General features: G+C 72.7%; 21 protein-coding genes and 1 pseudogene. 11 read left to right on the top strand and 11 right to left on the bottom strand.

The window, feature by feature from the left end; translation table 11 throughout:
- Nucleotides 1-113 precede the first annotated feature (113 nt).
- Nucleotides 114-1,862 carry a sensor histidine kinase gene (locus ACTVAJ_RS17405; RefSeq protein ID WP_470389227.1) on the bottom strand — a complete coding sequence of 583 codons (1,749 nt, stop codon included), beginning with the start codon at nucleotides 1,860-1,862 and terminating at the stop codon, nucleotides 114-116.
- Nucleotides 1,863-2,185: 323 nt separating this feature from the next.
- On the opposite strand from ACTVAJ_RS17405, the gene ACTVAJ_RS17410 reads away from it, so the two are divergent.
- Nucleotides 2,186-3,148, top strand: coding sequence for a hypothetical protein (locus ACTVAJ_RS17410; RefSeq protein ID WP_470389228.1), 963 nt, complete (start codon nucleotides 2,186-2,188; stop codon nucleotides 3,146-3,148).
- A gap of 350 nt (nucleotides 3,149-3,498) precedes the next feature.
- On the top strand, nucleotides 3,499-4,452 hold the full coding sequence (locus tag ACTVAJ_RS17415) for a hypothetical protein (RefSeq protein WP_470389229.1): 954 nt from the start codon (nucleotides 3,499-3,501) through the stop codon (nucleotides 4,450-4,452).
- Nucleotides 4,453-4,692: 240 nt separating this feature from the next.
- Here ACTVAJ_RS17415 and ACTVAJ_RS17420 read toward each other — a convergent pair.
- The 3 genes and pseudogenes from ACTVAJ_RS17420 to ACTVAJ_RS17430 all read right to left on the bottom strand — a co-directional run.
- Nucleotides 4,693-5,868 (bottom strand): annotated as a pseudogene (locus ACTVAJ_RS17420) (LCP family protein); the annotation flags it as partial.
- A 517-nt stretch (nucleotides 5,869-6,385) separates the two neighbouring features.
- Complete coding sequence (locus ACTVAJ_RS17425; protein ID WP_470389230.1) at nucleotides 6,386-7,051, bottom strand: hypothetical protein; 666 nt, start codon at nucleotides 7,049-7,051, stop codon at nucleotides 6,386-6,388.
- 298 nt (nucleotides 7,052-7,349) lie between these two features.
- Nucleotides 7,350-8,537, bottom strand: a complete 1,188-nt coding sequence (locus tag ACTVAJ_RS17430) for an ROK family protein (RefSeq protein ID WP_470389231.1) — start codon at nucleotides 8,535-8,537, stop codon at nucleotides 7,350-7,352.
- A 214-nt stretch (nucleotides 8,538-8,751) separates the two neighbouring features.
- Between ACTVAJ_RS17430 and zwf the strand changes: the two genes are divergently transcribed.
- The 3 genes from zwf (at nucleotide 8,752) to eda (ending at nucleotide 12,773) form a co-directional block, all read left to right on the top strand.
- Nucleotides 8,752-10,233, top strand: a complete 1,482-nt coding sequence (gene zwf / locus ACTVAJ_RS17435) for a glucose-6-phosphate dehydrogenase (RefSeq protein ID WP_470389232.1) — start codon at nucleotides 8,752-8,754, stop codon at nucleotides 10,231-10,233.
- On the top strand, nucleotides 10,230-12,050 hold the full coding sequence (gene edd, locus ACTVAJ_RS17440) for a phosphogluconate dehydratase (RefSeq protein ID WP_470389233.1): 1,821 nt from the start codon (nucleotides 10,230-10,232) through the stop codon (nucleotides 12,048-12,050). Before zwf ends, edd begins: the two co-directional genes overlap by 4 nt.
- Nucleotides 12,051-12,134: 84 nt before the next feature.
- The gene (gene eda / locus ACTVAJ_RS17445; protein ID WP_470389234.1) at nucleotides 12,135-12,773 is read left to right on the top strand and encodes a bifunctional 4-hydroxy-2-oxoglutarate aldolase/2-dehydro-3-deoxy-phosphogluconate aldolase; all 639 of its coding nucleotides are present in this window, start codon (nucleotides 12,135-12,137) and stop codon (nucleotides 12,771-12,773) included.
- A gap of 186 nt (nucleotides 12,774-12,959) precedes the next feature.
- Here the strand turns inward: eda and ACTVAJ_RS17450 are convergent, their stop codons facing one another.
- The 4 genes from ACTVAJ_RS17450 to ACTVAJ_RS17465 form a co-directional block, all read right to left on the bottom strand.
- Nucleotides 12,960-13,730 (bottom strand): TetR/AcrR family transcriptional regulator, encoded by a 771-nt coding sequence (locus ACTVAJ_RS17450; protein WP_470389235.1) that lies wholly within the window; start codon nucleotides 13,728-13,730, stop codon nucleotides 12,960-12,962.
- Nucleotides 13,731-13,838: 108 nt separating this feature from the next.
- Complete coding sequence (locus ACTVAJ_RS17455) at nucleotides 13,839-14,693, bottom strand: ABC transporter permease (RefSeq protein ID WP_470389236.1); 855 nt, start codon at nucleotides 14,691-14,693, stop codon at nucleotides 13,839-13,841.
- A complete protein-coding gene (locus tag ACTVAJ_RS17460) occupies nucleotides 14,690-15,664 on the bottom strand; it encodes an ATP-binding cassette domain-containing protein (RefSeq protein WP_470389237.1) in 975 nt (324 codons plus the stop codon). The genes ACTVAJ_RS17455 and ACTVAJ_RS17460 overlap by 4 nt, the downstream gene beginning before the upstream one ends.
- A gap of 122 nt (nucleotides 15,665-15,786) precedes the next feature.
- Complete coding sequence (locus tag ACTVAJ_RS17465; RefSeq protein ID WP_470389238.1) at nucleotides 15,787-16,413, bottom strand: TetR/AcrR family transcriptional regulator; 627 nt, start codon at nucleotides 16,411-16,413, stop codon at nucleotides 15,787-15,789.
- A gap of 162 nt (nucleotides 16,414-16,575) precedes the next feature.
- Between ACTVAJ_RS17465 and ACTVAJ_RS17470 the strand changes: the two genes are divergently transcribed.
- A complete protein-coding gene (locus ACTVAJ_RS17470) occupies nucleotides 16,576-18,177 on the top strand; it encodes an ABC-F family ATP-binding cassette domain-containing protein (RefSeq protein ID WP_470389239.1) in 1,602 nt (533 codons plus the stop codon).
- Between the two features lie 23 nt (nucleotides 18,178-18,200).
- On the opposite strand, the gene ACTVAJ_RS17475 is transcribed toward ACTVAJ_RS17470, so the two are convergent.
- Nucleotides 18,201-18,782: a DNA-3-methyladenine glycosylase I gene (locus tag ACTVAJ_RS17475; protein WP_470389240.1), complete on the bottom strand. Its 582-nt coding sequence runs from the start codon at nucleotides 18,780-18,782 to the stop codon at nucleotides 18,201-18,203.
- 112 nt (nucleotides 18,783-18,894) lie between these two features.
- Here ACTVAJ_RS17475 and ACTVAJ_RS17480 point away from each other — a divergent pair, with 112 nt between their 5' ends.
- From ACTVAJ_RS17480 to ACTVAJ_RS17490, 3 genes are read left to right on the top strand one after another with little or no spacing between them, the layout of a single operon-like run.
- Nucleotides 18,895-19,470: a GNAT family N-acetyltransferase gene (locus tag ACTVAJ_RS17480; RefSeq protein ID WP_470389241.1), complete on the top strand. Its 576-nt coding sequence runs from the start codon at nucleotides 18,895-18,897 to the stop codon at nucleotides 19,468-19,470.
- A 36-nt stretch (nucleotides 19,471-19,506) separates the two neighbouring features.
- A complete protein-coding gene (locus tag ACTVAJ_RS17485) occupies nucleotides 19,507-19,893 on the top strand; it encodes a VOC family protein (RefSeq protein ID WP_470389242.1) in 387 nt (128 codons plus the stop codon).
- Nucleotides 19,850-20,293, top strand: a complete 444-nt coding sequence (locus tag ACTVAJ_RS17490) for a hypothetical protein (RefSeq protein ID WP_470389243.1) — start codon at nucleotides 19,850-19,852, stop codon at nucleotides 20,291-20,293. The genes ACTVAJ_RS17485 and ACTVAJ_RS17490 overlap by 44 nt, the downstream gene beginning before the upstream one ends.
- 4 nt (nucleotides 20,294-20,297) lie before the next feature.
- Here the strand turns inward: ACTVAJ_RS17490 and ACTVAJ_RS17495 are convergent, their stop codons facing one another.
- Nucleotides 20,298-22,304: a sensor histidine kinase gene (locus tag ACTVAJ_RS17495; protein WP_470389244.1), complete on the bottom strand. Its 2,007-nt coding sequence runs from the start codon at nucleotides 22,302-22,304 to the stop codon at nucleotides 20,298-20,300.
- 31 nt (nucleotides 22,305-22,335) lie between these two features.
- Nucleotides 22,336-23,037, bottom strand: a complete 702-nt coding sequence (locus ACTVAJ_RS17500) for a response regulator transcription factor (RefSeq protein WP_470389245.1) — start codon at nucleotides 23,035-23,037, stop codon at nucleotides 22,336-22,338.
- Nucleotides 23,038-23,296: 259 nt separating this feature from the next.
- On the opposite strand from ACTVAJ_RS17500, the gene ACTVAJ_RS17505 reads away from it, so the two are divergent.
- Both ACTVAJ_RS17505 and ACTVAJ_RS17510 read left to right on the top strand, forming a co-directional pair.
- Nucleotides 23,297-24,064 carry a L,D-transpeptidase gene (locus ACTVAJ_RS17505; protein ID WP_470389246.1) on the top strand — a complete coding sequence of 256 codons (768 nt, stop codon included), beginning with the start codon at nucleotides 23,297-23,299 and terminating at the stop codon, nucleotides 24,062-24,064.
- A gap of 111 nt (nucleotides 24,065-24,175) precedes the next feature.
- On the top strand, nucleotides 24,176-24,601 hold the full coding sequence (locus ACTVAJ_RS17510; RefSeq protein ID WP_470389247.1) for a hypothetical protein: 426 nt from the start codon (nucleotides 24,176-24,178) through the stop codon (nucleotides 24,599-24,601).
- Nucleotides 24,602-24,847 lie beyond the last annotated feature (246 nt).

Here is a 24,847-nt window from a genome sequence, read left to right on the forward strand (position 1 = left end):
CGGCTGCGGCGGGCGGGGAGGGCCGTGCGGCCAGGAGCGGCCGAGGAGGCGTTCCTGACCCGAGGGTGCCCGAACGCGGACCCGAGCGCGGCGGAGGACTCGGAGCACACCGTTCAGAAGTCCTCCAGGGACGGGTCCTCGATGTCGGGGACGGGCACCTTCCATGTCAGCACCGTGCCCGCGGTCTTCCCCCGGGCGGCGGTGAACCCCCCTCCCAGGGCCTGGGCGCGCTCGTCGAGGTTGCGCAGCCCGCTGCGGCGCCCCTCCGCGGGCAGACCGACGCCGTTGTCGGTCACCGTCAGCGTGAGCGTGGCGGGCCGCCCGGTGGTCGCCGCCGTCTCCACGACCACGGACACGTGTACCTCCGTGGCCCGCGCGTGCCGGGCCACGTTGCTCAGCCCCTCGCCGAGCACCGCGAGCAGCTGCTCACCGACCTCGTCGGGAACCGAGGCGTCGATCGGCCCGTCCAGACTCACCCCCGGGTGGCAGCCGAGGGTGTGCGCGGAGTTCTCCGCCAGGCGCAGGATGCGGCCCCGCAGCGAGGTGTCCTCACGGCTCGGCGGGTTCTGGAGGGCGAAGATCGTCGACCGGATCTCGCGGATGGTGGAGTCCAGGTCGTCGATGGTGCGCTGGACGCGTTCCTCCGCCTCCGGCGAGTCGATCAGCCGCATGGTGCTCATCAGGGTCATCGCGGAGGCGAACAGCCGCTGGATCACCACGTCGTGCAGGTCCTTGGCGATGCGGTCGCGCTCCTCCAGGACGACCAGCCGCTCGTTGTCGCCCCGCGCCTCGGCCAGCTCCAGGGCCACTCCGGCCTGCGCGGAGAAGCTGTGGATCATGCGCCGTATGGTCGGGCCGAACGGGGCCCGTTCGCTCAGCTTCCCGAGGAGCAGCACACCGCGGGTGTTGCCCGGTGTCCCCAGCGGCACCACCAGCCCCGCTCCGTGGTCGCGGTGGGCGAGCATGGGGCAGCTCGTCCGGCCCAGGTCCGGGATGCTCACCGGCTCCCCCGTCTCGAACACGTCGCCGTACGGGGTGCCGTCGATCTCGACCGCCGTGCCCAGGATCTCCTGGGCGACGTGGCCGTCGGCGATCTCGGCGAACAGGTGGCCCCGCGCCCTCGGGTCGGGCAGCAGGACGACGGAGACGTCGGCGTCGCCGATCTCGCGCGCCCGCGCGGCCATGTGTTCGAGGACCTCGCCGGAGTCGGCTCCCGACAGCAACCGCGTGGTGATCTCCGTGGAGGCGGCCAGCCACCGCTCGCGCAGCCGCGCCTCCTCGTACAGGCGCGCGTTCTCGATCGCCACGCCCGCGGCGGTCGCGAGCGCCAGGACGATCGTCTCGTCCTCACCGTCGAAGTCCCCGCCGCCCGCCTTCTCCGCCAGGAAGAGGTTGCCGAACACCTCGCCGCGCACCTGGATGGGAACGCCGAGGAAGCTCGCCATGGGCGGGTGCCCGTCCGGGAAGCCCGCGAAGTCGGGATGGTCGCGCAGGTCGGACAGGCGCAGGGGCGCGCGGTCGGCGAGCGGTGCGGCCAGCACGCCCCTCCCGTGCGGGAACCGGTGGATCCGCTCGGCCTGTTCCCGGCTCACACCCACGGGGATGAACTCGGTGAAGCCGCCGTCCTCGTCGACCACTCCCAGCCCGGCGTAGCGGGCACCGGCCAGCTCGGCCGCGGCCTCGGTGAGGCGGCGGAGTACGGAGCTCAGGTCCAGGTCGCCCCCGATGGCCAGTACCGCCTGGAGGAGCGACCGTACCCGGTCCTGCGGGGACAGTCCGACGTCGAGCTGCGTGCGCACCTCGGTGAGCAGGTCGTCCAGGCGGGTGGGGGACGGCGGAGGGCTCTGGGGGATCTCGGTCATGTGGTGGTCAACCTCCGCAGAGCCGGTTCGGCGGTCTCTGTAGGCAATTGCGCGTTTCCCTCGGGCGTAATAGTCGAATTGTCGTTGGTTTTTCCCCGGGGCGCCACATCCCTCCAGGGGGGTGCGGGGGCCGGGGCGGGGGAATTCCTGTGGAGTCCGGGTACCGGCCGCGCAATTCATGCTAACGTCGCGGTCAGCGGACGTCAGGAGAGTCTTCCCAGACCCTGACCCGCTCGACCCGGGGTGCTCTGACCTCCGGTGTCGTACCCCAGAGCCCGTCCACCCCACACACGACGGACGAAACCTCGGCGGAAGGAACCCCGGTGTCTGGATTCCACGGCTTCGCGAGCGCCACCGGCGCTCGTTCCGCCGTGCTCTCCGCACCGGTCCGGCGGGCGCTCCTGCTCGCCGCCCTCGTCGCCGGAGTCCTGGTCGCCACCTGGCTGGTGTCGGCCGCACCCGTCCACGCGTCGGTCGACCGCCCCTCGGCCGAGGGGCCGGTCGGGCAGGCGACGCAGCCCGACGGCCCCGCCGAGACGGACCGGGGTCGTTCGGGTGAGACCACCCAGAACCGGGCCGCGGCAGGGCCACGGCAGGACCGGCAGGCCCCGGAGGTGCGGGGCGCGGCCCCGAACGCCTCCGAGCGCGGTGCGGACACTCCCGCCGCGTCCCAGGCCGTACCGGTTCTGCACGCGCCGTCCCTGAGCGGGGCCGTCGACGGTGTGGGTGAGCACACCTCGCAGACGGTGCGGCAGGCGTCCGACGCGGTCTCCGCGCACGCCTCCGGCGGCCACGACCGAGGAGTGGTCGAGCAGGTCCGCGACGCTGTCGTCCGGGGTCCGGCCGAGCACGCCCCGGGTCACCGTTCCGACTCGGGGGAGAGGCCGGACGACTCCGGAACCGCAGCGCCCGCAAGCACGGGCGACGATGTTCCGGAGGCGGACGTGGACGTCCTCCCCGCCCTCGTCGCCGACGCGCACGAGCACGCCCCGGACACCGCCTCCGGCGCCCCCTCGGACACTGACGGGGACACCGTGCGTAACCGGGGTACCGAGGACGACCGCCACCGCTCCGCCATCGAGTCCACGCGGTCGGCCGTGACCTCGTCCTCGGGCTCCTCGTCATCCTCCGCGCCCAACGGCGCGTTCGGCGGCACCGCCGTGGCGGGTTATCTGACCTCCACCACGGCCTCCGCCCCGCTTCCCGGCCTGCTCCAGGCCGCCTGGCACGTCCTGCGCTCGGCCCCCGCCGACTCCGCCGACGAGCCGACCTTCTCGCCCGACTAGAGCGGCGTTCTCCGGTCGCTCAGCGACCCTCCCCCTCTGGCACCTCCTTGCCCAGACCCGGGACGTCCACCCTCGTGGACCCGGACCCGGACGCCTCTGGGGATTGACGTGAGCCGCGCACCGCGACGGCGAGGTTCACGTCAGTCCACGGTCAGCCAGACCAGGGACTGCCCACCGGCCGAGCCCCGCCGCTCCCTCCAGGCGCGACAGGCTCACCGGACGCAACGTTCGCAGGAAACGGAACGCGTTCCCCCGGCCAGGGGACACGAACCGTGGGTTGGCGGGGTCCGACACCCGCTCCGCCGCCCGCCCACACAGCCGTACACCTACGTAGTTCCGGAAGGAATCCCATGTTCAAGACCGCGCGCACCACCGCCAGGACCGCGCTGATGGCCGCCGGTACCGCGGGCTTCGTCGCCCTCGGCGCCGGGATCGCGGGGGCCGACACGCTCGGCGGTGCCACGGACGCGCTGCCGCTGGGCGACCTGGGCAGCCAGGTCCCCGCGCAGTTGACCGAGGGTGTCACCTCTCCCGTCGGCGACCTGGCCAAGGTCGAGCCGGGCACGATCTCGGCCACCCCCGAGATCGACCACCAGTCCAACCCCGTCGACACCGTCGGCGGTGTCATGGGTGAGGGCGCTCCCGTCCACGCTCCGATCGGGGACCAGGACAACGCCGCGAACGTCGGTCCGCTGGACCTGGAGAGCGTGGAGGGCGTCGTTCCGCTGGCGAACGGGGCCGCCGCTCCGGCCTCGGGTGACCCCGTCTCCGACCTGCTGGGCGGCGACGTGCTCGGCGGCCTGCCCACCCAGGAGCTGGCGGGACAGGACGTCGTGCCCCAGGCCGGAGGCGCCGTGGACCCGCTCTCCGGTCTGCTGGGCGGTGACCTGACGTCGCTGCTGGGCGGGGCCGGGGGCGGCACCCTGCCGCTGGCCCACCCCGTCTCCGCTCCTGAGGCGCCCGCTCTCGTCGACGAGGCGCCGGCGCTGGTCGACGAGGCGCCCGCCGCGGTCGGCGAGGTGCTGCCGATGGCCGGCGCCGACACCCCCGTCTCCCTGGACCCGGGCGAGAACGCGGACCTGACCGGGGGAGCCACCACCCTGCTCCCCGCGGCCACCGACGGTCTGCCCGCCGCCGGGGACGTCCTGCCCATGGCGGCCGCCGAGGCCGCCTCCCTGACCGACCTGGCGCCCGCGGACTCCGTCGGCGGCGACCTGGTCGGTGTCGACGGGCTGCCCAGCGTGGGTGAGCCCGAGGTCGACCCGGCACAGGTGACCGACCTGGTCACCGGTGGCCTGGTCTGACCCCCAGAACGTGCGCCCGTCGGTCGTGGCGGGCGCACGAGGCCTCGGGCGGTGAGAGGAACCCGTCCGCCGATGGAGGCGCCAGTAGGAACTGTGGGGGTTCCTGGCGCATACCGGCGTAGACCGAGAGTTCCCGCCGCCCGAGGCCACGGCGGCCCCGGACCATCCAGTCCGGGGCCGCCTCATGTTCTCGTCCGGGCACCGCCTCCCCGGAGGCGGTGCCCGAGAGCCCGGCCCGTCTCAGCCCCGCGTGCCGGTGCCGAACCCCAGGCCGTCCTCACACGGGTTGGCGGTCGCGTCGCGCCCCCCGCCGGGGGTGGGCGACGGGGCCCCCTCCCCGACCGTTCCGGTCCCGGAGCCCCCGTCCTCCGGCGAGGGTGCGGCGGACGCGGAGGGCTCCTCCGGCGCTCCGGCCTCGTCGGCGGCCATCTGGGCGGGCAGTGGGAGGTCCTCCCGCACGGCCGCGAACAGTTCGGTGGCCCGCTCCTCGTCCCACAGGATCCGGTTGGGGTCGTAGGGCGCCGGATACCAGGGCACGGTGTGGAACTGGATGTCGGCCAGGTCGACGTCGGCGAGCGTGACCGCGATCGAGAGCATCCGGTCGAGGGTGAGGTCGCGGTCGGTGGCGCTGTTGTCGGCCACGGCGGTGAGCAGACCGTTGAGGCGCGACGGGCTGGTGAGGACCTCACGGCGACCGACCTGGTCGGCGAGGGCGCCGAGGAACATCTGCTGCCGGTCGATGCGGCCGATGTCCCCGCCGTTGCCGATCTCGTAGCGGGCCCGTACGAAGGAGAGGGCCTGGTCGCCGTCGAGGACCTGCTCGCCCGCGTCCAGGTCGAGCCCGGAGCGCCGGTCGCTCATCGGCTCGGGGATGCACATCTGCACCCCGCCGATCGCGTCCACCACGTCGCGGAAGCTCATGAAGCTGAGGTGCACGAAGTGGTCGACGCGGATGTCGGTCAGTGACTCGATCGTGCGCACCACGCAGGGCGGGCCGCCGTGGAACATCGCGGCGTTGATCATGCCGAAGTAGCCGCCGGTGCCCTCGGTTTGCCCGTAGGGGTCGCACGCGGGGAGCGCCACGAGGGAGTCGCGCGGGAAGCTGATCACGGAGACACGGTCGTCGGGGGAGATGTGCGCGAGCATCAGGGCGTCGGAGCGCTCTCCCTCGAACTCCCGGCTGTAGGCGGTGGTGCCCTCCTCGTAGCCGTCGGTACCCATGAAGAGGATGTTGACGGCGTTGTTGAGCCGGTCGGGCCGGTCCTCCTCGTCGAGCACCGCTCCGAGGTCGTGCTGGAGCATGCCGGAGCGCAGGTGGCTGTAGTAGCCGTAGGCCGTACCCACCCCGGCCACCAGCACCAGGGCGATCCCCGCCGCGGTCCACATCAGGATCCGGCGCCAGCGGTGGCGCGCTCGGGTGCGGGCGGAGGAGCTGTCCGGCCCGTGGGCGGTGGAGGAGTCGTCGACGCGCATGAGGCAACCTCGGTGAGTTCGGCCAGCGGCGGGTGTCCGGTACCCGCCCGCTGTGGGGCGCACGTCCGTGTCCGGGGTGACGGAGGGTACGCGGTAAGCGGGCGCGGGTCGCCATGGGATCCTGGAGGGCCGTGGGGGAGCGGCTGGTGATCCCGGGGGAGGCGGCCGGACCGGGCGAAGGCCGGGGCCCGGTGAACCCGCGCGTGGCTGAGATCCTAGGTGAAGTTCCCGTCGATCGCGCGTTCGGGTTGTCCGTGCGCGGGGACCCTGACCACAAATGCGCCGCACAATTCCTTCACCGGGCGGTCGTCCGCTGACGCTTTTCGCATCCGACTTTCGCACCCCCGGCCGCAATAATCACGTCCGACCCGCCGAATAGGCGCGGGTTCGGCGATCCGCGGACAGTTCTGACGCAACGAACCGGCGTCGCGGGCCGGGCTGACGCGTCGGCGCGCGACGGTCACTCGTCCCAGAACGCGCTGTCCTTGTCCGCGGCGTCGGCGGCCGTGGTCGAGGCGGAGCCCTTGGCGGAGGAGGGCCGGGTGCCGCCGCTCTTCGCCCCGCTCTTGGTGCTCTTGCGCGCGGGGGCCTTGGAACCGGTGTGGCGGGGCCGGGAGGTGACCTGGCTCTTGGCGATCGGTTCGCTGGGCTTGGGAGTCTCACCCGCGTGGATGCTGAGGGCCTCCTCCTCGACGGTCAGCATCCTGCGGACCTGGGCGGGCACCTCGGGCAGCCGCTCGGAACGCAGGTGGGCGCCGAGGATCTCCAGGGCGTGGTCGCACAGCAGCTGCCGGGCCCGGGCGGACCTGACGCCGCTGAGTTCCTCGATCTCGGGGAGGTCGCGCTCGCGGAGCAGGCGGATGACGTCGCGGAGGCGGTCGCGCGTCTTGCGGTCGGTCATGGACATGACCGTCAGTTCGGCTTCGGCGAGGAAGCTCTGCTGGGGGTCCTGGGAGTCGCGCTCGGCGATGAAGGCACTGGTCAGACTGCGTGCGGAGGCGCGGGAGGAGGTGCGCACGCCGTCCCGGCGGATCAGGCGGGCCTGGACGGCGGTCACGACGACACTCGTGACCAGGCTGATGCCGGCACCCAACAGGATGAGCAGGAGCGGGTTGTCGTCGAACACGGTGGAGACCTTTCCGGGCGGGGGCCCGCACGGGACGCGGTCACGGGGTGACGGGGGAGTGCGGGGTGGGACCGGGTGCTGGGCGACTATTCGGCACGGTGAGGGTCCTTGTCAAGTGCCCATGCATCGCGGACGCGCGTCATGAACGGCGTCTTTGCAGGTCACGCGGGTCATTGCGGGGATGGGTTCGGTGGTGGCGTCGTGCGGGGCGGACATCCCCTCCCTGGGGGTCTGCCCGGAGGTTCGGTGACGGCAAACCTCCTGTCCACAGGCTGTGGACGGAGATGTCCCGAGGGGGTCACCCCGCCAGGAGTTTGTTCACCGCCTCCGGGGAGAGGATCTCCTCGATCACCATGGCGGCGCATCCGCGCACGCCCGCGTCGTCCCAGAGCGTGCTCGGCACCACGCGCAGCTGCCGGGTGGCCAGGGCCGTGCACTGCTGGAACACGATCTCCCGCACGCCCGCGACCAGGTGGTCGTAGGCCTCCGACAGGTCGCCGCCCAGCACGATGACCTCAGGGTTGAGCAGGTTGACCGCTCCGGCGAGCGCCTCGCCCAGCCGACGGCCGGCGTCCCGGACCAGGGTGACCGCCACGGGGTCACCCTCGGCCGCCAGGGCCACCAGGTCCTTCAGGCCGTTCAGGTGCCGCCCGCGCGCCGCTGCGCTCTCCAGCAGTCGCCGACCTCCGGCGACCGCCTCCAGGCAGTCGGTGTTGCCGCAGCGGCAGGGCAGCCCGCCACCGTCCCGGACGGGGATGTGGCCGATCTCCCCGGCCGCCCCCAGGGCGCCGCGGAGCATGTGTCCGCCGGACAGGAGCCCGGCGCCGATGCCGGTGGAGACCTTCACGAAGATCATGTCGTCGGTGTGGCCGTGTCCGCCCGCGATGTGCTCGCCCAGGGCCATCACGTTCACGTCGTTGTCCACCGTCACGGGTGCGGGGAAGCGGTCGGCGACCAGCGGTGCGAGGGGAACGCCGGCCCACTTGCCGAGGGAGGGCCGGTCCTCGGCGCGGCCCGCGTGGAACTCGACGGTACCGGGCAGGCCGATGCCCACGCCCCGCACGTCACCGGGGTCGCGGCCGAGCGCGGCGAGCTGCTCCGTCCAGGTGTCGAGCAGCCAGGGGACCGTGACCTCCGGCCCCTGTTCCATGTCCGGGGAGCCGGGGGTGCGCACGAGGACCTCGCCGTCCAGGTCGCACACGGCCGCCTGGCTGCGGGCCATGCCCAGCGCACTGGTGAGGATGAGGCCGCTGGCGGCGTTGAACTCCAGGAGCGTGGGCGGCCGGCCGCCGCTGGAGACAGCTCCCGATCCCTCGACGACCAGGCCGCTGTCGATCAACTCGGTGACGCGCAGCGCGACCGTCGGACGGGAGAGCCCGGTCGCGCGCGCGATCTCCGACCGGCTGGTGGCCGTGCCGGTGCGGATCATCTCCAGGATGTGGCCGCTGGTGGCCGTCGAGGACAAGCGTCCAGGGGTTCTAGCCATGCCTCATTGAATCATTACGTCCCGGCGTCGACGGGATGGCTGGGAGGTTATGTAAAGAAGTGTTCTGAAGTGTGCTTGGTTTTTTACCATACTCGGGCTTAAAGTCGGAAGGGCCGAGTGGAACCCGACACACGGACCACCGGAGGCCACCCCCGCGCGTACCCCGCGGTCCGTGCCCCCATCCCGCCCTCCTCTTCCGCTGGAGCAGCCCCACATGTCGCAGCAGTCCGCGCCCAGACCCACTGACCTGGTGGTTTTCGGGGGTACCGGCGACCTGTCCATGCGCAAACTCCTCCCCTCCCTCTACCTCCTGGACCGTGACGGCCACCTGGACGGGGGGACCCGCGTGGTCGCCGTCTCCCGCGACGGTCTCAGCGACGCCGACCTGCGCGACAAGGCCGCCGCCGCGGTGCGCGGGCACCACGCGGTCCAGGTCGCCGAGCCCGACGTCCTCCACCGCTTCCTCGCCCGTCTCTCCCACGTCACGGTCGACGTCGGCGGCGACCCCTCCGGCTGGTCCGACCTGGCCGGGACCCTCGGCGGCGACCGCGACCGCGTCTTCTACCTCGCCGTCCCGCCGATGATCTCCGGCGCCATCTGCCGGGGACTGGCCGACGCCGGCCTGGTCACCCCGCGCTCCCGTGTCGTCATGGAGAAGCCCCTGGGCCGCGACCTGGCCTCCTCCCAGGAGGTGAACGACGCCGTCGGCGCGGTCTTCGACGAGTCGCAGACCTACCGGATCGACCACTACCTGGGGAAGGAGACGGTGCAGAACCTGCTCGTCCTGCGGTTCGCCAACGTCTTCCTCGAACCCCTGTGGAACTCCCGCTGGATCGACCACGTCCAGATCACCGCCGCCGAGACCGTGGGCGTCGGCGGGCGCCGCGGGTACTACGACACCTCCGGCGCCATGCGGGACATGGTCCAGAACCACCTGCTCCAGCTGCTGTGCCTGACCGCGATGGAGCCACCGGCCAGCTACGACCGCGAGGCGGTCCGCGACGAGAAGCTCAAGGTCCTCCAGTCGCTGAGGCCGCTCGCGGGTGAGCGCGTCGCCGAGGACGCCGTCCGGGGCCAGTACGTCTCCGGGACGGTCCAGGGCGCGGAGGTCCCCGGGTACCTGGACGAACCAGGCGGATCGCCGGCCAGCGCCGCCGAGACCTTCGTCGCCCTGCGCGCCGAGATCGCCAACTGGCGGTGGGCGGGCGTCCCCTTCTACCTCCGCACCGGCAAGCGCCTGGCGCACAACCGCTCGGAGATCGTGATCCGCTTCCGCGAGGTCCCGCACACGATCTTCCCCGGCACCAACACCCTCCCCGGGGCGGGCAGCCTCGTCATCCGCCTCCAGCCGGACGAGGGCATACACCTCACCATGCTGGCCAAGACGCCCGGCGCGGGAGCGCTGCGGCTGCGGCCGGTCCCCCTGGAACTGAGCTTCGCCAACACCTTCGCCACCCGCTCCCCGGAGGCCTACGAGCGGCTGCTGACGGACGTGTTGGCGGGGGACTCCACCCTCTTCATGCGGCGTGACGAGGTCGAGGCCGCGTGGCGCTGGGTGGATCCCATCATCGAGGCCTGGAACGGCCAGAGCACCACCCCAGAGACCTATCCAGCCGGGAGCGCCGGCCCCGCGGGCGCGCACCGGCTCATCGGCCGCACCGGCCGGACGTGGTACGAAGAGGAGCAGCCCCGATGACCGCGCACACCCCCGGCATCAACCCCGTGATCGCCGACGTCACCGCACGCCTGGCCGAGCGCAGCGCCGACACCCGGTCGGCGTACCTGGCCAAGATCGCCGCAGCGGCCAAGGAGGGGCCCGCCCGCAGCGCCCTGGGCTGCGCGAACCTGGCGCACGGCTTCGCCGCCTGCGGTGTGTCCGACAAGCTCGCGCTCTCCGGCGACGTCACCCCCAACGTGGCGATCGTCTCCGCCTACAACGACATGCTCTCCGCGCACCAGCCGCTGGAGGCCTACCCCGCGATCATCAAGGCCGCCGTCGCCGAGGCGGGCGGTGTCGCCCAGTTCGCGGGCGGGGTGCCCGCGATGTGCGACGGCGTCACCCAGGGCCGCCCGGGCATGGAGCTGTCCCTGTTCAGCCGGGACGTCATCGCGATGGCCACCGCCGTCGCGCTCTCGCACGAGATGTTCGACGCCGCCCTGATGCTGGGCGTGTGCGACAAGATCGTGCCCGGTCTGCTCATCGGCGCGCTGTCCTTCGGCCACCTGCCGGTGGCCTTCGTCCCCGCCGGACCGATGCCCTCGGGTCTGCCCAACAAGGACAAGGCCCGTGTCCGGCAGAAGTTCGCCGAGGGCAAGGTCGGCCGCACGGAGCTGCTCCAGGCGGAGTCCGCCGCCTACCACGCGCCCGGCACCTGCACGTTCTACGGCACCGCGAACTCCAACCAGATGCTCATGGAGGTCATGGGCCTGCACCTGCCCGGAGCCAGCTTCGAGCAGCCGGGCACGCCGATGCGCGAGGCGCTCACCGCGGAGGCCGGGCGCCGTGTCCTGGCGCACACCGCGCTCGGGGACGACCACACCCCGGTCGGGGAGCAGGTCGACGAGCGGGCGATCGTCAACGCCGTCGTCGCCCTGCTCGCCACGGGCGGCTCGACCAACCACACGCTGCACCTGGTGGCCATCGCCCGCGCCGCCGGAATCGAGCTGACCTGGGACGACTTCGCCGCGCTGTCCGAGGTCGTGCCGCTGCTCACCCGCATGTACCCCAACGGTGCCGCCGACGTGAACCGGTTCCACGAGGTGGGCGGGATGGCCTACCTCATCGGTTCCCTGCTGGACGCGGGACTGCTCCACGAGGACGTGCGCACGGTGGCCGGTCCGGGCCTCGGCCGGTACCGGGAGACTCCGCGACTGGAGGGGACCACCCTGACCTGGGGCGAGGGCCCCAAGGAGAGCGCGGACACGACCGTCCTGCGCGGGGTGGAGGAGCCCTTCGCCCCCGACGGCGGCCTGCGCATGCTGTCCGGCAACCTGGGCCGCGCCGTGATCAAGGTGTCGGCGGTCGCGCCGGAGCGCCACGTCATCGAGGCCCCGGCCCGCGTCTTCGGCGACCAGGCCGAACTCCAGGCGGCGTTCTCCGCCGGTGAGCTGACCGGTGACTTCGTGGCCGTGGTCCGCTTCCAGGGCCCGCGCGCCAACGGCATGCCCGAGCTGCACAAGCTGACCCCGCCGCTGGCGGTGCTCCAGGACCGGGGCCAGAAGGTGGCGCTGGTGACGGACGGGCGGATGTCGGGTGCCTCCGGGAAGGTGCCCGCGGCCATCCACGTCTCGCCGGAGGCCGAGGCGGGCGGCGCGCTGGCGTTCGTGCGCGACGGCGACGTCATCCGACTCGACGCCACCGCGGGCACACTGGAGGTGCTGGCCGACCTGAGCGGCCGCGAGCCCGCCCAGCCGACGGTGGACTCGTCCGTAGGGACCGGCCGTGAGCTGTTCGCCGCCCTGCGCGGGGCGGTCGGCCCGGCCGAGGCGGGGGCGGGCGTCTTCGGCGTCTGAGCCCTCCCAGTCTTCCCCGGCGCCGCCGACCGGCCACACCCGGCGGCGCCGCGAACCCCGACGAACCGACCCTGGAGACGACACATGACGACGATCCCCCGCTCGGGAGCGGACGTGCTCGACCTCGCCCCGGTGATGCCGGTGGTGGTGGTCTCGGACGCGGAGAGTGCGGTGCCGCTGGCCCGCGCGCTGGTGGCGGGCGGCCTGCCCGGCATCGAGGTGACGCTGCGGACCCCGGCGGCGCTGGAGGCGATCGGGCGCATCGCCGCGGAGGTGCCCGAGGCCGTGGTGGGCGCGGGCACGGTGGTCGGCGCGGAGCAGGCGGCCGCGGCGGCCGGGGCGGGGGCGCGGTTCCTCGTCAGCCCCGGGTGCACGCCCGACCTGGCCGCGGCGATGACCGACACCGGGCTGCCCTTCCTGCCCGGAGTGAGCACGGTGTCCGAGGCGATGGCGCTCCTGGAGCGCGGTCAGACCGAACTGAAGTTCTTCCCCGCGGAGGCGGCGGGCGGGGTGCCGTTCCTGAAGTCGCTGGGCGGCCCCCTGCCGCAGGTGCGGTTCTGTCCGACCGGCGGTATCACGGCCGCCTCGACGCGGACCTACCTCGCCCTGCCCAACGTGGGGTGCGTGGGCGGTAGCTGGCTGACCCCGGCGGACCTGGTGGCGGCCGGCAGGTGGGACGAGATCACCGCCCTGGCACGGGAGGCCGCCGCTCTGGAGCGCTGACCCGGAGGCGGCTGGACGTACGCGGGTTGTGCCGGAGGCTCGGTCGAGGGTGTCCCGCTTCCTCGCGTAGCGGCCCACGGGCGGTGGCGGGTGACGGGTGGGCCCTGGTAGGCGACACTCCTCGTGAACCGGGGCCCGTTCGCGTCGGAGGGGTTTCCCCCTCGGTGCACCCATCCGGCGCGAACGTCAGGCGCCGTCCTCATCGACTCGGGACTCCACCAGGGCCTGAACCCCGTCCAGGACGCGTTCCAGGCCGAACGCGAACTCGTGCTCCGGTGCGTACGCCGCCTGGTGCTCCTGGCCCGACGCGGAACCGACCCGGCTCGCCAGGGGGAACCGCTCCTCGTTCACGAAGTTCCCCAGCATCGGGCCGTGGGTCACCCACCATTGGCCGTCGGTCAGCCCGGAGTCGCGTTCGAGCTCGGCGACCTCGACGGTACGCCGGACGGTCCCTTCGACGTAGCCGGTGACCAGGTTGACGGTGGAGTCCATCTCGACGTCGGACAGGCCGATGCCGTCCACGGCCGACAGTTCGACCTCGTACTTGGCGATGAGGCCCGGTCCGAGCAGCCGTGCGCTGGAGACCTGGAGCATCCACGGATGGTCCAGGTACAGGCGACGGTTCGCGTGGGCGACCGCGCGCAACGCCTCCCTCCAGGGCGTGGGCAGACCGTCCCGGTACATGTTCGCGTAGGCGGCGTCGAGCATGAGGTCGACCAGTTCGCCCTTGCCGGGGACGTAGGTGTACAGGGACATCGTGCCCACGCCCAGCCGTTCGGCGACCCTGCGCATCGACAGTGCGCCGATACCGTCGGTGTCGGCCATCTCCGAGGCCACGGCCACGATCCGGTCCACACTCAGGTCGGGTTTGCTCCTGCGGCTGGTGGGCTCCGTGGTTCGCCACAGCAGGGCGAGGCTGCGCGCGGGATCTCCGCTTCGGGTGTGCTGCGTGGACATTCGGCCGTTCCGGTGGTCGGGGTCGGCGTCAGTGTACGACGGTCGTCGCCATGCCGGGGCGTGCGCGTGCCGGATGCTCCGTCCCCCACCCGGCACGCGCACGCGAGGTCAGTCGCCCAGGCCGCGGAACCGCCGCACGCTCAGGGGAGCGAACACGGCCACGAGCACGAGCGGCCAGACCACCGCCATGAGCAGCGCGTTCTGCACGACCCAGCCGTCACCGGCCACCCCCGGGTGACCGAACAGCTCCCGCGCCGCCGCCACGGTGGCGGACAACGGGTTCCAGTCGGCGATCACGCCCAGCCACACCGGCATGGTCGCGGTGGCCACGAAGGCGTTGGACAGGAAGCCCAGCGGGAACTCCAGGGTCTGGAGCGCGGCGATGACGCCCTCACCGCGCATGACCAGACCCAGGTACACACCGATCCAGACCAGCGCGAAGCGGAGCAGGAGCAGCAGGCCGAACGCGGCGAGGGCCGCCCCGACCCCGTCGTGCCACTGCCAGCCGACCAGGTGTCCGCACCCGACCAGCAGCGCAAGGGTGAGCGTGGACTTGAGCATGTCCGCCGCGCACCGGCCCACCACGACCGCGCTCGGCGCCATCGGCATCGAACGGAAGCGGTCGGTGACCCCGCGCGAGGCGTCGTGGACGACCGCCATGACCGTCTCGCTCAGGCCGAAGACCATGGTCATGGCGAACATGCCGGGCATGAGGTACTCGCGGTAGTCCCCGCCGCCGGGAACGTTCATCGCCCCGCCGAACAGGTAGCCGAAGACCAGCACCATGAGGATGGGGAACAGCAGGCCGAAGGCGACCTGCCAGGGCTGGCGGGCCCAGTGGAGCAGGTCGCGGCGGGTGATCGTCCACCCGTCGGCCAGGGCCCAGCCCAGACGTGCGGGGCCGGTCGGCGGTGCGATGGGGAGGGGGGAGTCGGCGGTCGGTACCGCGGTCGGGGTGTTCATCGGGGCGCGACCTCCTCGCTGGTCTCGTCGCGGTCACCGGTGAGGTGCAGGAACACCTCGTCCAGGGTGGGGCGGCGCAGGGCGACGTCCTCGACGGACGCGCCCCACTCCTCCAGGGCGGTCACGATCCGGGTCAGTGCGCTCAGGCGGTCGTCGACCTCGACATTGAGGCGGCGAGTCCCCTCCTGGACCGTCACGTCGGCGTCGGCCAGCCGTTTCACGAGCGCGACCGCCCCTGAAACGCTGGACTCGTCGCGCAGGACGATCTCCAGGCGATCTCCGCCCACCATCCCCTTGAGTTCGGTCGGGTCTCCCTCCGCGACGACCCGGCCGGAGTCGATCACCGACACCCGGTCGGCGAGCTGGTCGGCCTCCTCCAGGTACTGGGTGGTGAGCACGACCGCGGTGCCGTCGTCGACCAGTCCGCGCACCGCCGACCACACCTCTGCGCGTGCGCGCGGGTCGAGTCCGACAGTGGGTTCGTCCAGGAACAGGACCGGAGGGGTGAGGATCATGCCGGCCGCCAGGTCGAGGCGGCGGCGCATGCCTCCGGAGTAGCCGCTGACCGGTGCGGGCCCGGTGTCGGACAGCCCGAACCGTTCGAGGAGTTCGTCCGCCCGGCGCCGGGCGGCCCGGGCGCCCAGGTGGTAGAGGCGGCCGAACATCTCCAGGTTCTGGCGTCCGCTGAGGACCTCGTCCACGGCGGCGTGCTGGCCGACGAGGCCGATCCGGTAGCGGACCTGGCCCCCCTGGGCGGCCACATCGAACCCGGCGATCTCCGCCCGGCCCTCGTCCGCGCTCGTCAGGGTGGTGAGGATTCGCACGGCCGTGGTCTTGCCTGCGCCGTTGGGGCCGAGCAGGCCCCGGACGGTTCCGTGGGGCACGTCCAGGTCGAAGCCCCGCAGGGCCCAGGTCTTCCCGTAGCGCTTCCCCATCCCCCTCGCGCGGACGGCGTACTGCGTCGTAGGCATCGGGCTCCCATCTATTGTACGTTGTCCCGTACGTTGTACGGAAACAGGAACGAGGGAGCCCGGCGGGGAATTCCCGTACGGGGTACGTTTTTTGGCTTCTCTGGTTTGCCCAGTTTGGGGGGTTACCCGAGGGGCTCCTCGGTGATGAGCAGTCCCCGGGCGGCGGCCTCCGCGGTGGTGCGGGCGGCCCGTCGGAGGTCGGCCGAGGTCACCGGTTCACGGCTGACGAGGAGTCGGTAGTAGACGGGGGCGACCGCCGCCCGTACGACCTCGCGGGCGTCGGTGTTCGCGGGGATCTCTCCCCGGGCGACCGCTTCGGTGACGAGTACGGCGGCGCGCTCGTGTCGGTCGGCCATGAACGCGCGCAGGGCCCGAGCGACGGCGGGGGAGTCGAGGGCGGCGGCGATGGAGGCGGTGGACAGGTCCTTCTCCGGTGCGTCGGTGAAGCCCCGGGCCACGGCCTCGGTGAGGGCGAGTAGGTCCGTGTACAGGGAGCCGGTGTGCTCGGGCTCCCACGGGCGGTCGGCCGACCACTCCAGGGCGGCCGCGAGGAGGCCGTCCACACCGCCCCAGCGGCGGTAGACGGTCGCCTTGTGCACGCCGGACCGAGTGGCGACGCGTTCGACGGTGAGTTCGTGGTGGCCGTGTTCGCCCAGTTCGTCGAGGGTGGCCTGGAGGACGGCCGCGGTGTTGCGCGCGGTGCGGCCGCCGGGTCGGGAGCTGCCTGGTGCGGGCGTGTCGGAGGTCATAACGCAACTCTAGTTGCATTTGAGTCCGCCTTGTGTCATAGTCGCCAATCACTAACGCGACATCAGTCGCGTCATTCGACGTTCCGAGGAGGAGATCACCATGGGCCGCATCATCCGAACCCCAGATCCCCAGCCGTTCTCCGTTGCTCCCGGGAGGTCCGGATGTCCTTCTCCGTCGTCTGTTCTCGACTCACCTTCGCCTGGCCCGACGGCACGCCCGTCTTCTCCGGCCTCGACGCCGCCTTCGGCCACGGCCGAACGGGGCTGATCGGCCGCAACGGGAGCGGTAAGTCGACACTGCTCACGCTGATCACCGGAGCGAACGTTCCGTCCTCGGGCACCGTCTCGGTCAGCGGCGGCGTCGGCTACCTGGACCAGGGGGTCACCCTGGACACCGGCCGCACGGTCGCCGAACTGCTCGGTGTCGACCGGGCGCGGGCGGCCCTGCACGCCATCGAGGACGGCCGGGGTACCGAGGCCGACTTCGACGCGGTCGGAGACGACTGGGACGTGGAGGAGCGGGCGCTCGCCCAGTTGGAGCGCTTCGGGGTGGACCTGCGCGGAGGCGGTCCGTTGGACCGGCCCGTCGGAACGCTCTCGGGCGGGGAGACGATGCTGGTCGCACTCGCGGGCCTGGCACTGCGCCGACCCGCCGTCACCCTGTTGGACGAGCCGACCAACAACCTCGACCGCGCGGCCCGGGAACGCCTCCACGAGGCCGTCGACTCCTGGCACGGGGTGCTGATCGTGGCCAGCCACGACCGTGAACTCCTCGACCGGGTCGACCGGATCGCGGAGCTCAGGGAGGGGAACCTGCGCGTGTGGGGCGGGAACCACTCGACCTACACCGAGCTGCTCGCCGCCGAGCAGGAGGCCGCTCGGCGCACGGTGCGCGCGGCCGAGGCCGACGTGCGGCGGGAGAAGCGGCAGCTGGCCGACGCGCACGTCAAACTCGCCCGGAGGCAGCGGTACGGCCGGAAGATGTACGACACCAAACGCGAACCGCGCGTCGTCATGAAGCAGCGCAAGCGCGATGCCCAGGTGGCGGCGGGCAAACACCGGATCATGCAGGAGGGGAAGCTGGTCGAGGCGCGCGACGCACTCGGCCGAGCGGAGGACGCCGTGCGTGACGACGCCACGATCCGGGTCTTCCTCCCGGACACCGAGGTTCCGGACGGGCGCGACGTCCTGGAGCTGCGAACCCCCGGCGGCGGGCGGCTGCACGTGCGCGGACCGGAACGGATCGCACTCGTCGGGCCGAACGGTTCGGGTAAGACCACGCTGTTGCGGGCGGTGGTCGGCCGGGGAACGCATCCGAGTGCCGAGGTCGTCCGCGCCGTGGACCGGACGGGGTACCTGCCGCAGCGGTTGGACGTCCTGGACGACGAGCTCAGCGTGTTGGACAACGTCCGTACGGGGGCGCCGACGGCGACACCGCACGAGGTGCGGGCCAGCCTGGCCCGGTTCCTCGTGCGAGGGGACCGCGTGGACCAGCGCGCCGCCGACCTCTCCGGGGGAGAGCGGTTCCGGGTCTCCCTGGCCCGGTTGCTGATGGCGGACGCACCGCCGCAGCTGCTGGTTCTGGACGAGCCCACCAACAACCTGGACCTGGACAGCCAGCGGCAGCTCGTGGAGGCGCTCACCGACTACCGGGGCGCGCTGCTGGTGGCCAGCCACGACCACGCGTTCCTGGAGGAGATCGGGGTGACGCGGTGGTGGTCGCTCACGCGCGGTCGGGCACCGGTGGACGGCGGGGCCGGGTGAGCCGGGGCCTCGCCGGGTCCGGGTCAGACGGGCTTGGCGGGGCAGCCGACCAGGTGGTCCTCGACCAGTCCGTTGGCCTGGAGGTAGGAGTAGGTGATCGTCGTGCCCACGAACGTGAACCCGCGCTTTTTCAGGTCCCTGCTGATCCGGTCGGAGAGCGGCGTGCTGGCCGGAACCTGGGAGTGGTCGGTGAAGCGGTTGACGACGGGGGCGCCGTCCACCCAGTCCCACAGGTAGTCGGCGAAGGCGCCGTACTCGTCGCGTACGCGCAGGAACGCCTGCGCGTTGCGGACGACGGAGGCCACCTTGAGCCGGTTGCGGATGATCCCCGGGTCGTGGAGGAGCGCGTCCAGGCGGGACTGGTCGTAGGCGGCGACGGCCTCGGGGTCGAAACCGTCCAGGGCCCGCCGGTAGTTCTCGCGCTTGTTGAGGACGGTGGCCCAGGACAGCCCCGCCTGGGCGCCCTCCAGGACGAGCATCTCGAACAGGTGCCGGTCGTCGCGGGAAGGGCGCCCCCACTCGTCGTCGTGGTAGGCGGTCATCAGGTCCGACGCCCCCCGGGCCCAGGCGCAGCGCGGGTCCGCGGAGGTGGTTGTTACGGGCATGGCGCTCCTCGTCGGTGGCGGGCACGGGTGTGCGCCATTGTGCCCGAGGGAGGGGACATGACGGACGGGAACCTCGTTGCGGGCGGGGCGGCGGTGGGGGGAGGATCGGACCATGACGGATGTCGAGACACGTTCCCGGGAATCCGGGCCCCGTCGGGTGCGGCTGGTGGGCCTGACCGCGCAGATCCTGTCAGCGCTGGTGGACGGCGACCCGGTCAAGGCGGGTGAGCTGGCGGACGTCGGGTTCGGCGCGGAGTTCCTGGCCGACCGCTGGCTGTGGGACTACCGCCTGGTCCAGCTCACGGAGGACCCCCGGAAGGCGGGGTGGCTGGCCTACGCGATGGTCGACGCGGACGACACGGGCGCCCAGCCCAGGGCGGTGGGCCACGGCGGATTCCACGGGCCGCCCAACGACGAGGGCATGGTCGAGATCGGGTACGCGGTCTTCCCGGAACACCGCCGTCGCGGCTACGCGAAGGCGACCGTGGCCGAGCTGATCCGCCGCGCCGCCACCTCCCCCCGGGTGACCACGGTGCGGGCGTCGATCCGCCCGGACAACGTGGCGTCCCTGGCCACCATCGCCGGGTTCGGCTTCACGCACGTGGGCGAGCAGTGGGACGAGACCGACGGTCTGGAGTACATCTACGAGCGCCCGGTGGCCTTTCCGCGGGAGGAGTCCGAAGCGTAGGGTCGGCTTATCTTGACATCAAGATAAGGAGTCCGTATGGCCGCCCCCGACACGACCACCGATCTCGGCTTCGCACCGCACCACGTTCTGGTCTGCATCCCCGCCGGGACCGAGAACGTGTGCCGCGCCTTCTACGTCGACGTCCTGGGCCTGGTGGAGATCCCCCGACCACCGACCCTGGCCGCCCGCGGCGGACTGTGGCTCCGCGGCGACACCCTGGAGATCCACCTCGGCGTCGACCCCCACTTCCGCCCCCAGCGCAAGGGGCACCCGGGGATCCTGGTCCGTGAGATCGACACTCTGGCCGGGCGGCTCAGGGACGCCGGACGCGAGGTCGGCTGGGACCCCCACCTTCCGGGCTACCGGAGGTTCTACGTCGATGACGTCGTCGGCAACCGGTTGGAGTTCCTCTCCCCCGCCTGAGAGCCGTTCGCCCGGCGCCCGCGCGGCGGCTCCGGGTGCCCCGGACGCGGACGTCCCGCCCGGATACGCCGCCTTCCGGGCGGCCTTCGCGCGCGAGGTGGACGACGACCCGGCGGCGCTGTACAACGGCTACGCCCTGGTCAGCCACGACGCGTTCGCGGTCGCGGCCTCGGCCGTGCGGACCACCAACGCCATGGAGCTCGACGGTCCGCCCCTGCCCTCCGACGTCCTCGACCAGGTGATGCTGCTCAACAGCGCGCACGTGGTCCCCGCGGGCTCGGGAACACTCAGCTACGGCCCCGAGCGCGGCGGGGAGGCGGTCGGCCGGTACGTACCCGTCGTCGAGCTTCCCCTGGAGGGGGACCGGCCCCGGGAACGGCCGTACGTCATCGGCCGGTAACCCCTCAGGGGCCGACCAGCGGGAGTCGGAGGGTGAACGTCGTGCCCTCACCGAGGACGCTCTCGACCTGCGCCCGGCCGCCGTGCAGCTCGGTCAGGTTGCGCACGATGGACAGCCCCAGGCCGCTCCCGCCGGTCTGGCGGCTGCGCGACTTCTCCGCCCGCCAGAACCTGTCGAACACCTGCGGCAGGTCCTCGGCGGCGATGCCGACCCCCGTGTCGGCCACCTCGAACACGGCATCGTCCCCGTCGGGGCGGACGCGGACGGTGACCGTGCCGGGCGCGGGCGTGTGCCGCAGGGCGTTGCCGAGCAGGTTGCCCACGGCCTGGAAGAGGCGGGTGCGGTCGGCCCTGAGCACGACCTCGGCCGTCTCGGTGACCAGCTCCAGTCCGGCCTCGTCCGCGCGCAGCCGGTAACTGGCCGCGACCTGTTCGACGAGCGCGCGGGCGTCCACCAGCTCCAGGGACAGCCGCAGTTTGCCCGCGTCGGCCAGCGCGAGGTCCCGCAGGTCGTCGATGATGTCCTGGAGCAGCAGGGTCTCGCCCACGAGCATCTCCATCCGGTCCGGTTCCAGGTCCGCGACGCCGTCCTGGGCGGCCTCCAGCCACCCCCGCAGGTTGCTCAGCGGTGTGCGCAGCTCGTGGGACACGTCGCTGACCATGGCCTTGCGCTGGTCCTCCAGCCGCTCCAGGTGCTCCGACATCTCGTTGAACGCGGACGCCAGCTCGCCGATCTCGCCGGAGTCCCTCACCTCGACCCGCGTCGCGCCCTGTCCCTGGCGCATCCTCAGCACCGCGTCCGTCAGGGCGCGGACGGGGCGCACCAGCCGGGTCGACACGGCCACACTCACCACGACCGTCAGCACCAGCACCAGCAGCACCACGCTGGAGACCCGCAGCAGTCCCTCACGGTTCAGGGACGGTCCGGAGGCGGCGTCGGAGGAGGGGTCGTCGATGAAGAGCAGGGCGGCCGGCGCCACGTACGGGCGGAGCAGCTCGCGATGGGCGTTGGCCACGCAGTCGGCGGTGCGCTGGTCGAGGGCGGGCGACACGGCCCCCAGGGGGTCGGTCGGGTCCGCCCGGGGGGCGGGAGCATCCGGGGCCAGCCCCTCCGCCTCCGGGCCGCGCTCCGGTTCGCCCGCCCCCGCCCCGGACTCCGTCGGCTCCCCGCTGGGGGGAGCCGGCCCGTCAGTCGGCTCCGGTGCGACCGACCCCTGCTCGAGCGACGCGTCCTCCTCCGGACCCGTGGGCGAGGGGGTGGGTGCCTCGTCGGCGGTCGGCACCGCGGGTGAGGGGGCTCCGGGGTCGGCCACGGCGGATCCGGTCCTACCGTCCATGCGGAACCGCACCTGCGGATCGTCGGTGTCCAGGCAGTCGCCGGTGAGTCCGGTCAGCCTCTCCAGGACCGCCTCCTCCTCGCCGACGGGCTCGTCGAGGAGGATGAGCCCGCAGTACGCCCACAGGTACTCCTCGTACTCCTGGTCCCCCGCGGTCGACGCCGTGTCCACCCGGGGTCGGCCGCTCGGCGCGGTTCCGACCTCGACCGAGAACCCGAACTCGTCGCGGAGGCAGCCGACCCCCTCCTCCGCGATCGCCATGAGGTCCGCACGCGCCTCCTCGGGGACCTCGAACGGTCCGACCGCACGTGCGTCCACGCGGTCGGACCCCTCCGACACCAGGGTCACGTCCACCGCGAGCGGATCCACGACCGACGAGGCGCGCGGTGGGAGAGGTGCCTCGGACCCGGCCTCCGAATCGGCCAGGAGCTGGCGGTTCTCCGTGGTCAGGACGATGCGCCGCCCCGTCTCCCCGGCGAGGTCGTCGACGATCCCGTCGACGCCGTCCCAGTCGGGATGGGTCGCGGCGTAGCCGACGAGCGTGTCGTGGATGCGGGTGTCGGCGGCCAGGGTCTCGCCCTGCTCCGAGCTGATCGAGTCGGAGGTGCCCTGCACCGCCAGCCACGCGGTCGCCGTGATGGAGCAGACCGCGACCAGGATGGAGCTCGCCAGCATGCGGGCGAGCAGACTGTGTCGTAGCGCGCCCCTACGGCGCGCCATCAGCCGCGCCGTCCAGCTTGTACCCGACGCCGTAGACCGTGACGAGCAGGGCGGGCCTGCGCGGGTGCGGTTCGAGTTTGCGCCGCAGGTTCATGACGTGGACGTCGATCGTGCGCTCGGTGATGAAGCGGCTGACGCCGTGGATGTACTCCAGCAGCTGGGCACGGCTGAACACCCGCCCCGGCTGGGCCGCCAGCGCCGCGAGCAGCTGGAACTCGGCGGGCGTGCAGTCGACGGGGACCCCGTGCAGCTGGACGGTGTGCCGGTCGGGATCGACCGCGAGCGGTCCCGCGCGCATCACGCGGTCGGCCCGTTCGACGCGGCGGCGGGACCGGCGCAGCAGGGTGCGGACCCGAGCCATCAGCTCGCGCGGGCTGTAGGGCTTGGTGACGTAGTCGTCGGCACCGAGGTCGAGGCCGGTCAGCAGGTCCTCCTCGGTGGAGCGGGCGGTGAGCATGAGGACCGCGACGTCCGACTCGGCGCGCAGCGCGCGGCAGGCGTCCAGTCCGCTCATGATCGGCATCATCACGTCCAGGATCACCAGGTCGGGGGCTTCGCGGTGGTGTTCGGCGACCGCGGCGCGGCCGTCGTGGACCACACGCACGGCGTGGCCCTCGTGCTCCAGGTAACGCCGGATGAGGTCGGCCTGGTTCGCGTCGTCCTCGGCGACGAGCACATGGGCGCACACGGGGGTCCTCCGCTCGCTCGTGGGAACGCTGGCGCGGGCTTGATCGTACGCCGCGCCGACCGGGGCCGCAGACGGCGGCGGGCGGGGCCGGAAACGCCCCTCCAGGTCAGAACACGGTTCCCACACGGCGAGCACACAGGATCCACACATTCGTGCGCCAGAGTTCATGACCGTCCGACCGTGCGACACCGCGCCGGACGAGTCCCACACGCCCCGGTGCGGTCCACCGCCCGGGGCCGATCCCGCCACACGAACCCGGATGGTTCCCATGCGTCGACCCTCGCTGCTGCCGCGCCCGACCCGGCCGGGAGCGCGCGCGGCCCTGCCGCCGTTGGTGACGGCCGCGTTCCTGGCCGCCCTCACGGCCTGCTCGCCCTCCGGCCCGGACGGCGGGGGCGGAGCCTCGGACACGGGGGCCGCGGCTCCGTCGGGCGTCCGGATCGCCACGGTCGTCGGGGACTCGATCGACATCCGAACCGCACAGGGCGGGGACGAGGTCCTCCAGACGCTGGCGAGCCCCAACGAGTTCGGCGTCGACCGCACCTTCCTCGTCGAGCGCGAGGAGGGCCCGTGGTTGGAGGTGCTCCTGCCGATCCGCCCCAACGGCACCACCGGATGGGTGCGCAGTGACGAGGTGACGCTGACCAGCACCGACTACCGGGTGGAGGTCGACGTGTCGGAGTTCGGGTTCACCGTTCTGGAAGGAGAGGAGGAGGTGCGATCGGGAGTGATCGGCACGGGTGAGAGCGATACGCCCACCCCGGAGGGCCGCTACTACTTCACCGAGCTGCTCCAGCCGTCGGATCCCGAGGGCCCCTACGGCGTCTACGCCTACGGCCTCAGCGGATTCTCCGAGTCGCTGGAGACGTTCGCGGGCGGCCCCGGCCAGTTGGCGGTGCACGGCACCAACGACGAGGACGCCCTGGGGCAGCGGGTGAGCCACGGGTGCATCCGCGTCTCCAACGAGGACATCACCTGGATGGCCGAGAACCTGCCGCTCGGCACGCCGGTCGAGATCTCCGCCTGAGGAGTGGTCCGGGTTCCGTGGACACGGGGGCGGAACCGGCCCGGGACGTGCGGGGGAGTCCCCGTCCGTCACGAATCATCACAGACAACGCAACGCAACGAAAGGTCGATCATGCGACTCAAGTACGCCTTCCTCGCCGTCGGAGCCGCGGCGGTGGCACTGTTCGGGGCGGCGCCCGCCCTGGCCGACGAGGGCGGGGTGTCCGCTGAGCTCGGCGAGTGCCGGACGTCGGTCGCCCTGCTGTCGGAGTCCCTCGGTCTGGACCCCTCGGGCCACGAGCCGGGGACGATGGAGGAGTGTGAGCGGGTCCAGGCCGAGCTGGTGGCCATGGATGAGGCGGCCCCGGGCCCCACTGGCGAGCCCTCCCCGGGCCCCACCGGCGAGCCCTCCCCCGCGCCCTCCCCGGGTCCCACCGGCGAGCCCTCCCCCGCGCCCTCCCCGGCCGACCCCATCGAGTCCCCCCCGGGTCCCACCGGCGAGCCCTCCCCCGCGCCGCCGGCCCAGCCCGTGCCCGCAGACCCGAACTACACCGGCTGACGCCGGTCTCCAGGACCGGGGCGCGCTGACGGGGACGGGAATCCTCGCCGCGGCGCGCTCCGATGGCGGGACCCTCCGGCGGGGGTGGGTCCCGCCTGCTCCCGGCGGCCGCGCGCCGGTCACCGCGACGGCCGCGTCGGTCCTCCGCCCATCCGGCCGCCGGGGGCCTCCCCCGCGCACACGAACGCCCCTTCGCGGCAGGACACCGTGTCCTGCCGCGAAGGGGCGTCGTCGTCTCCGTGGCGG

This window comes from Nocardiopsis sp. KDC1DS13DA1 (genome assembly GCF_055632325.1).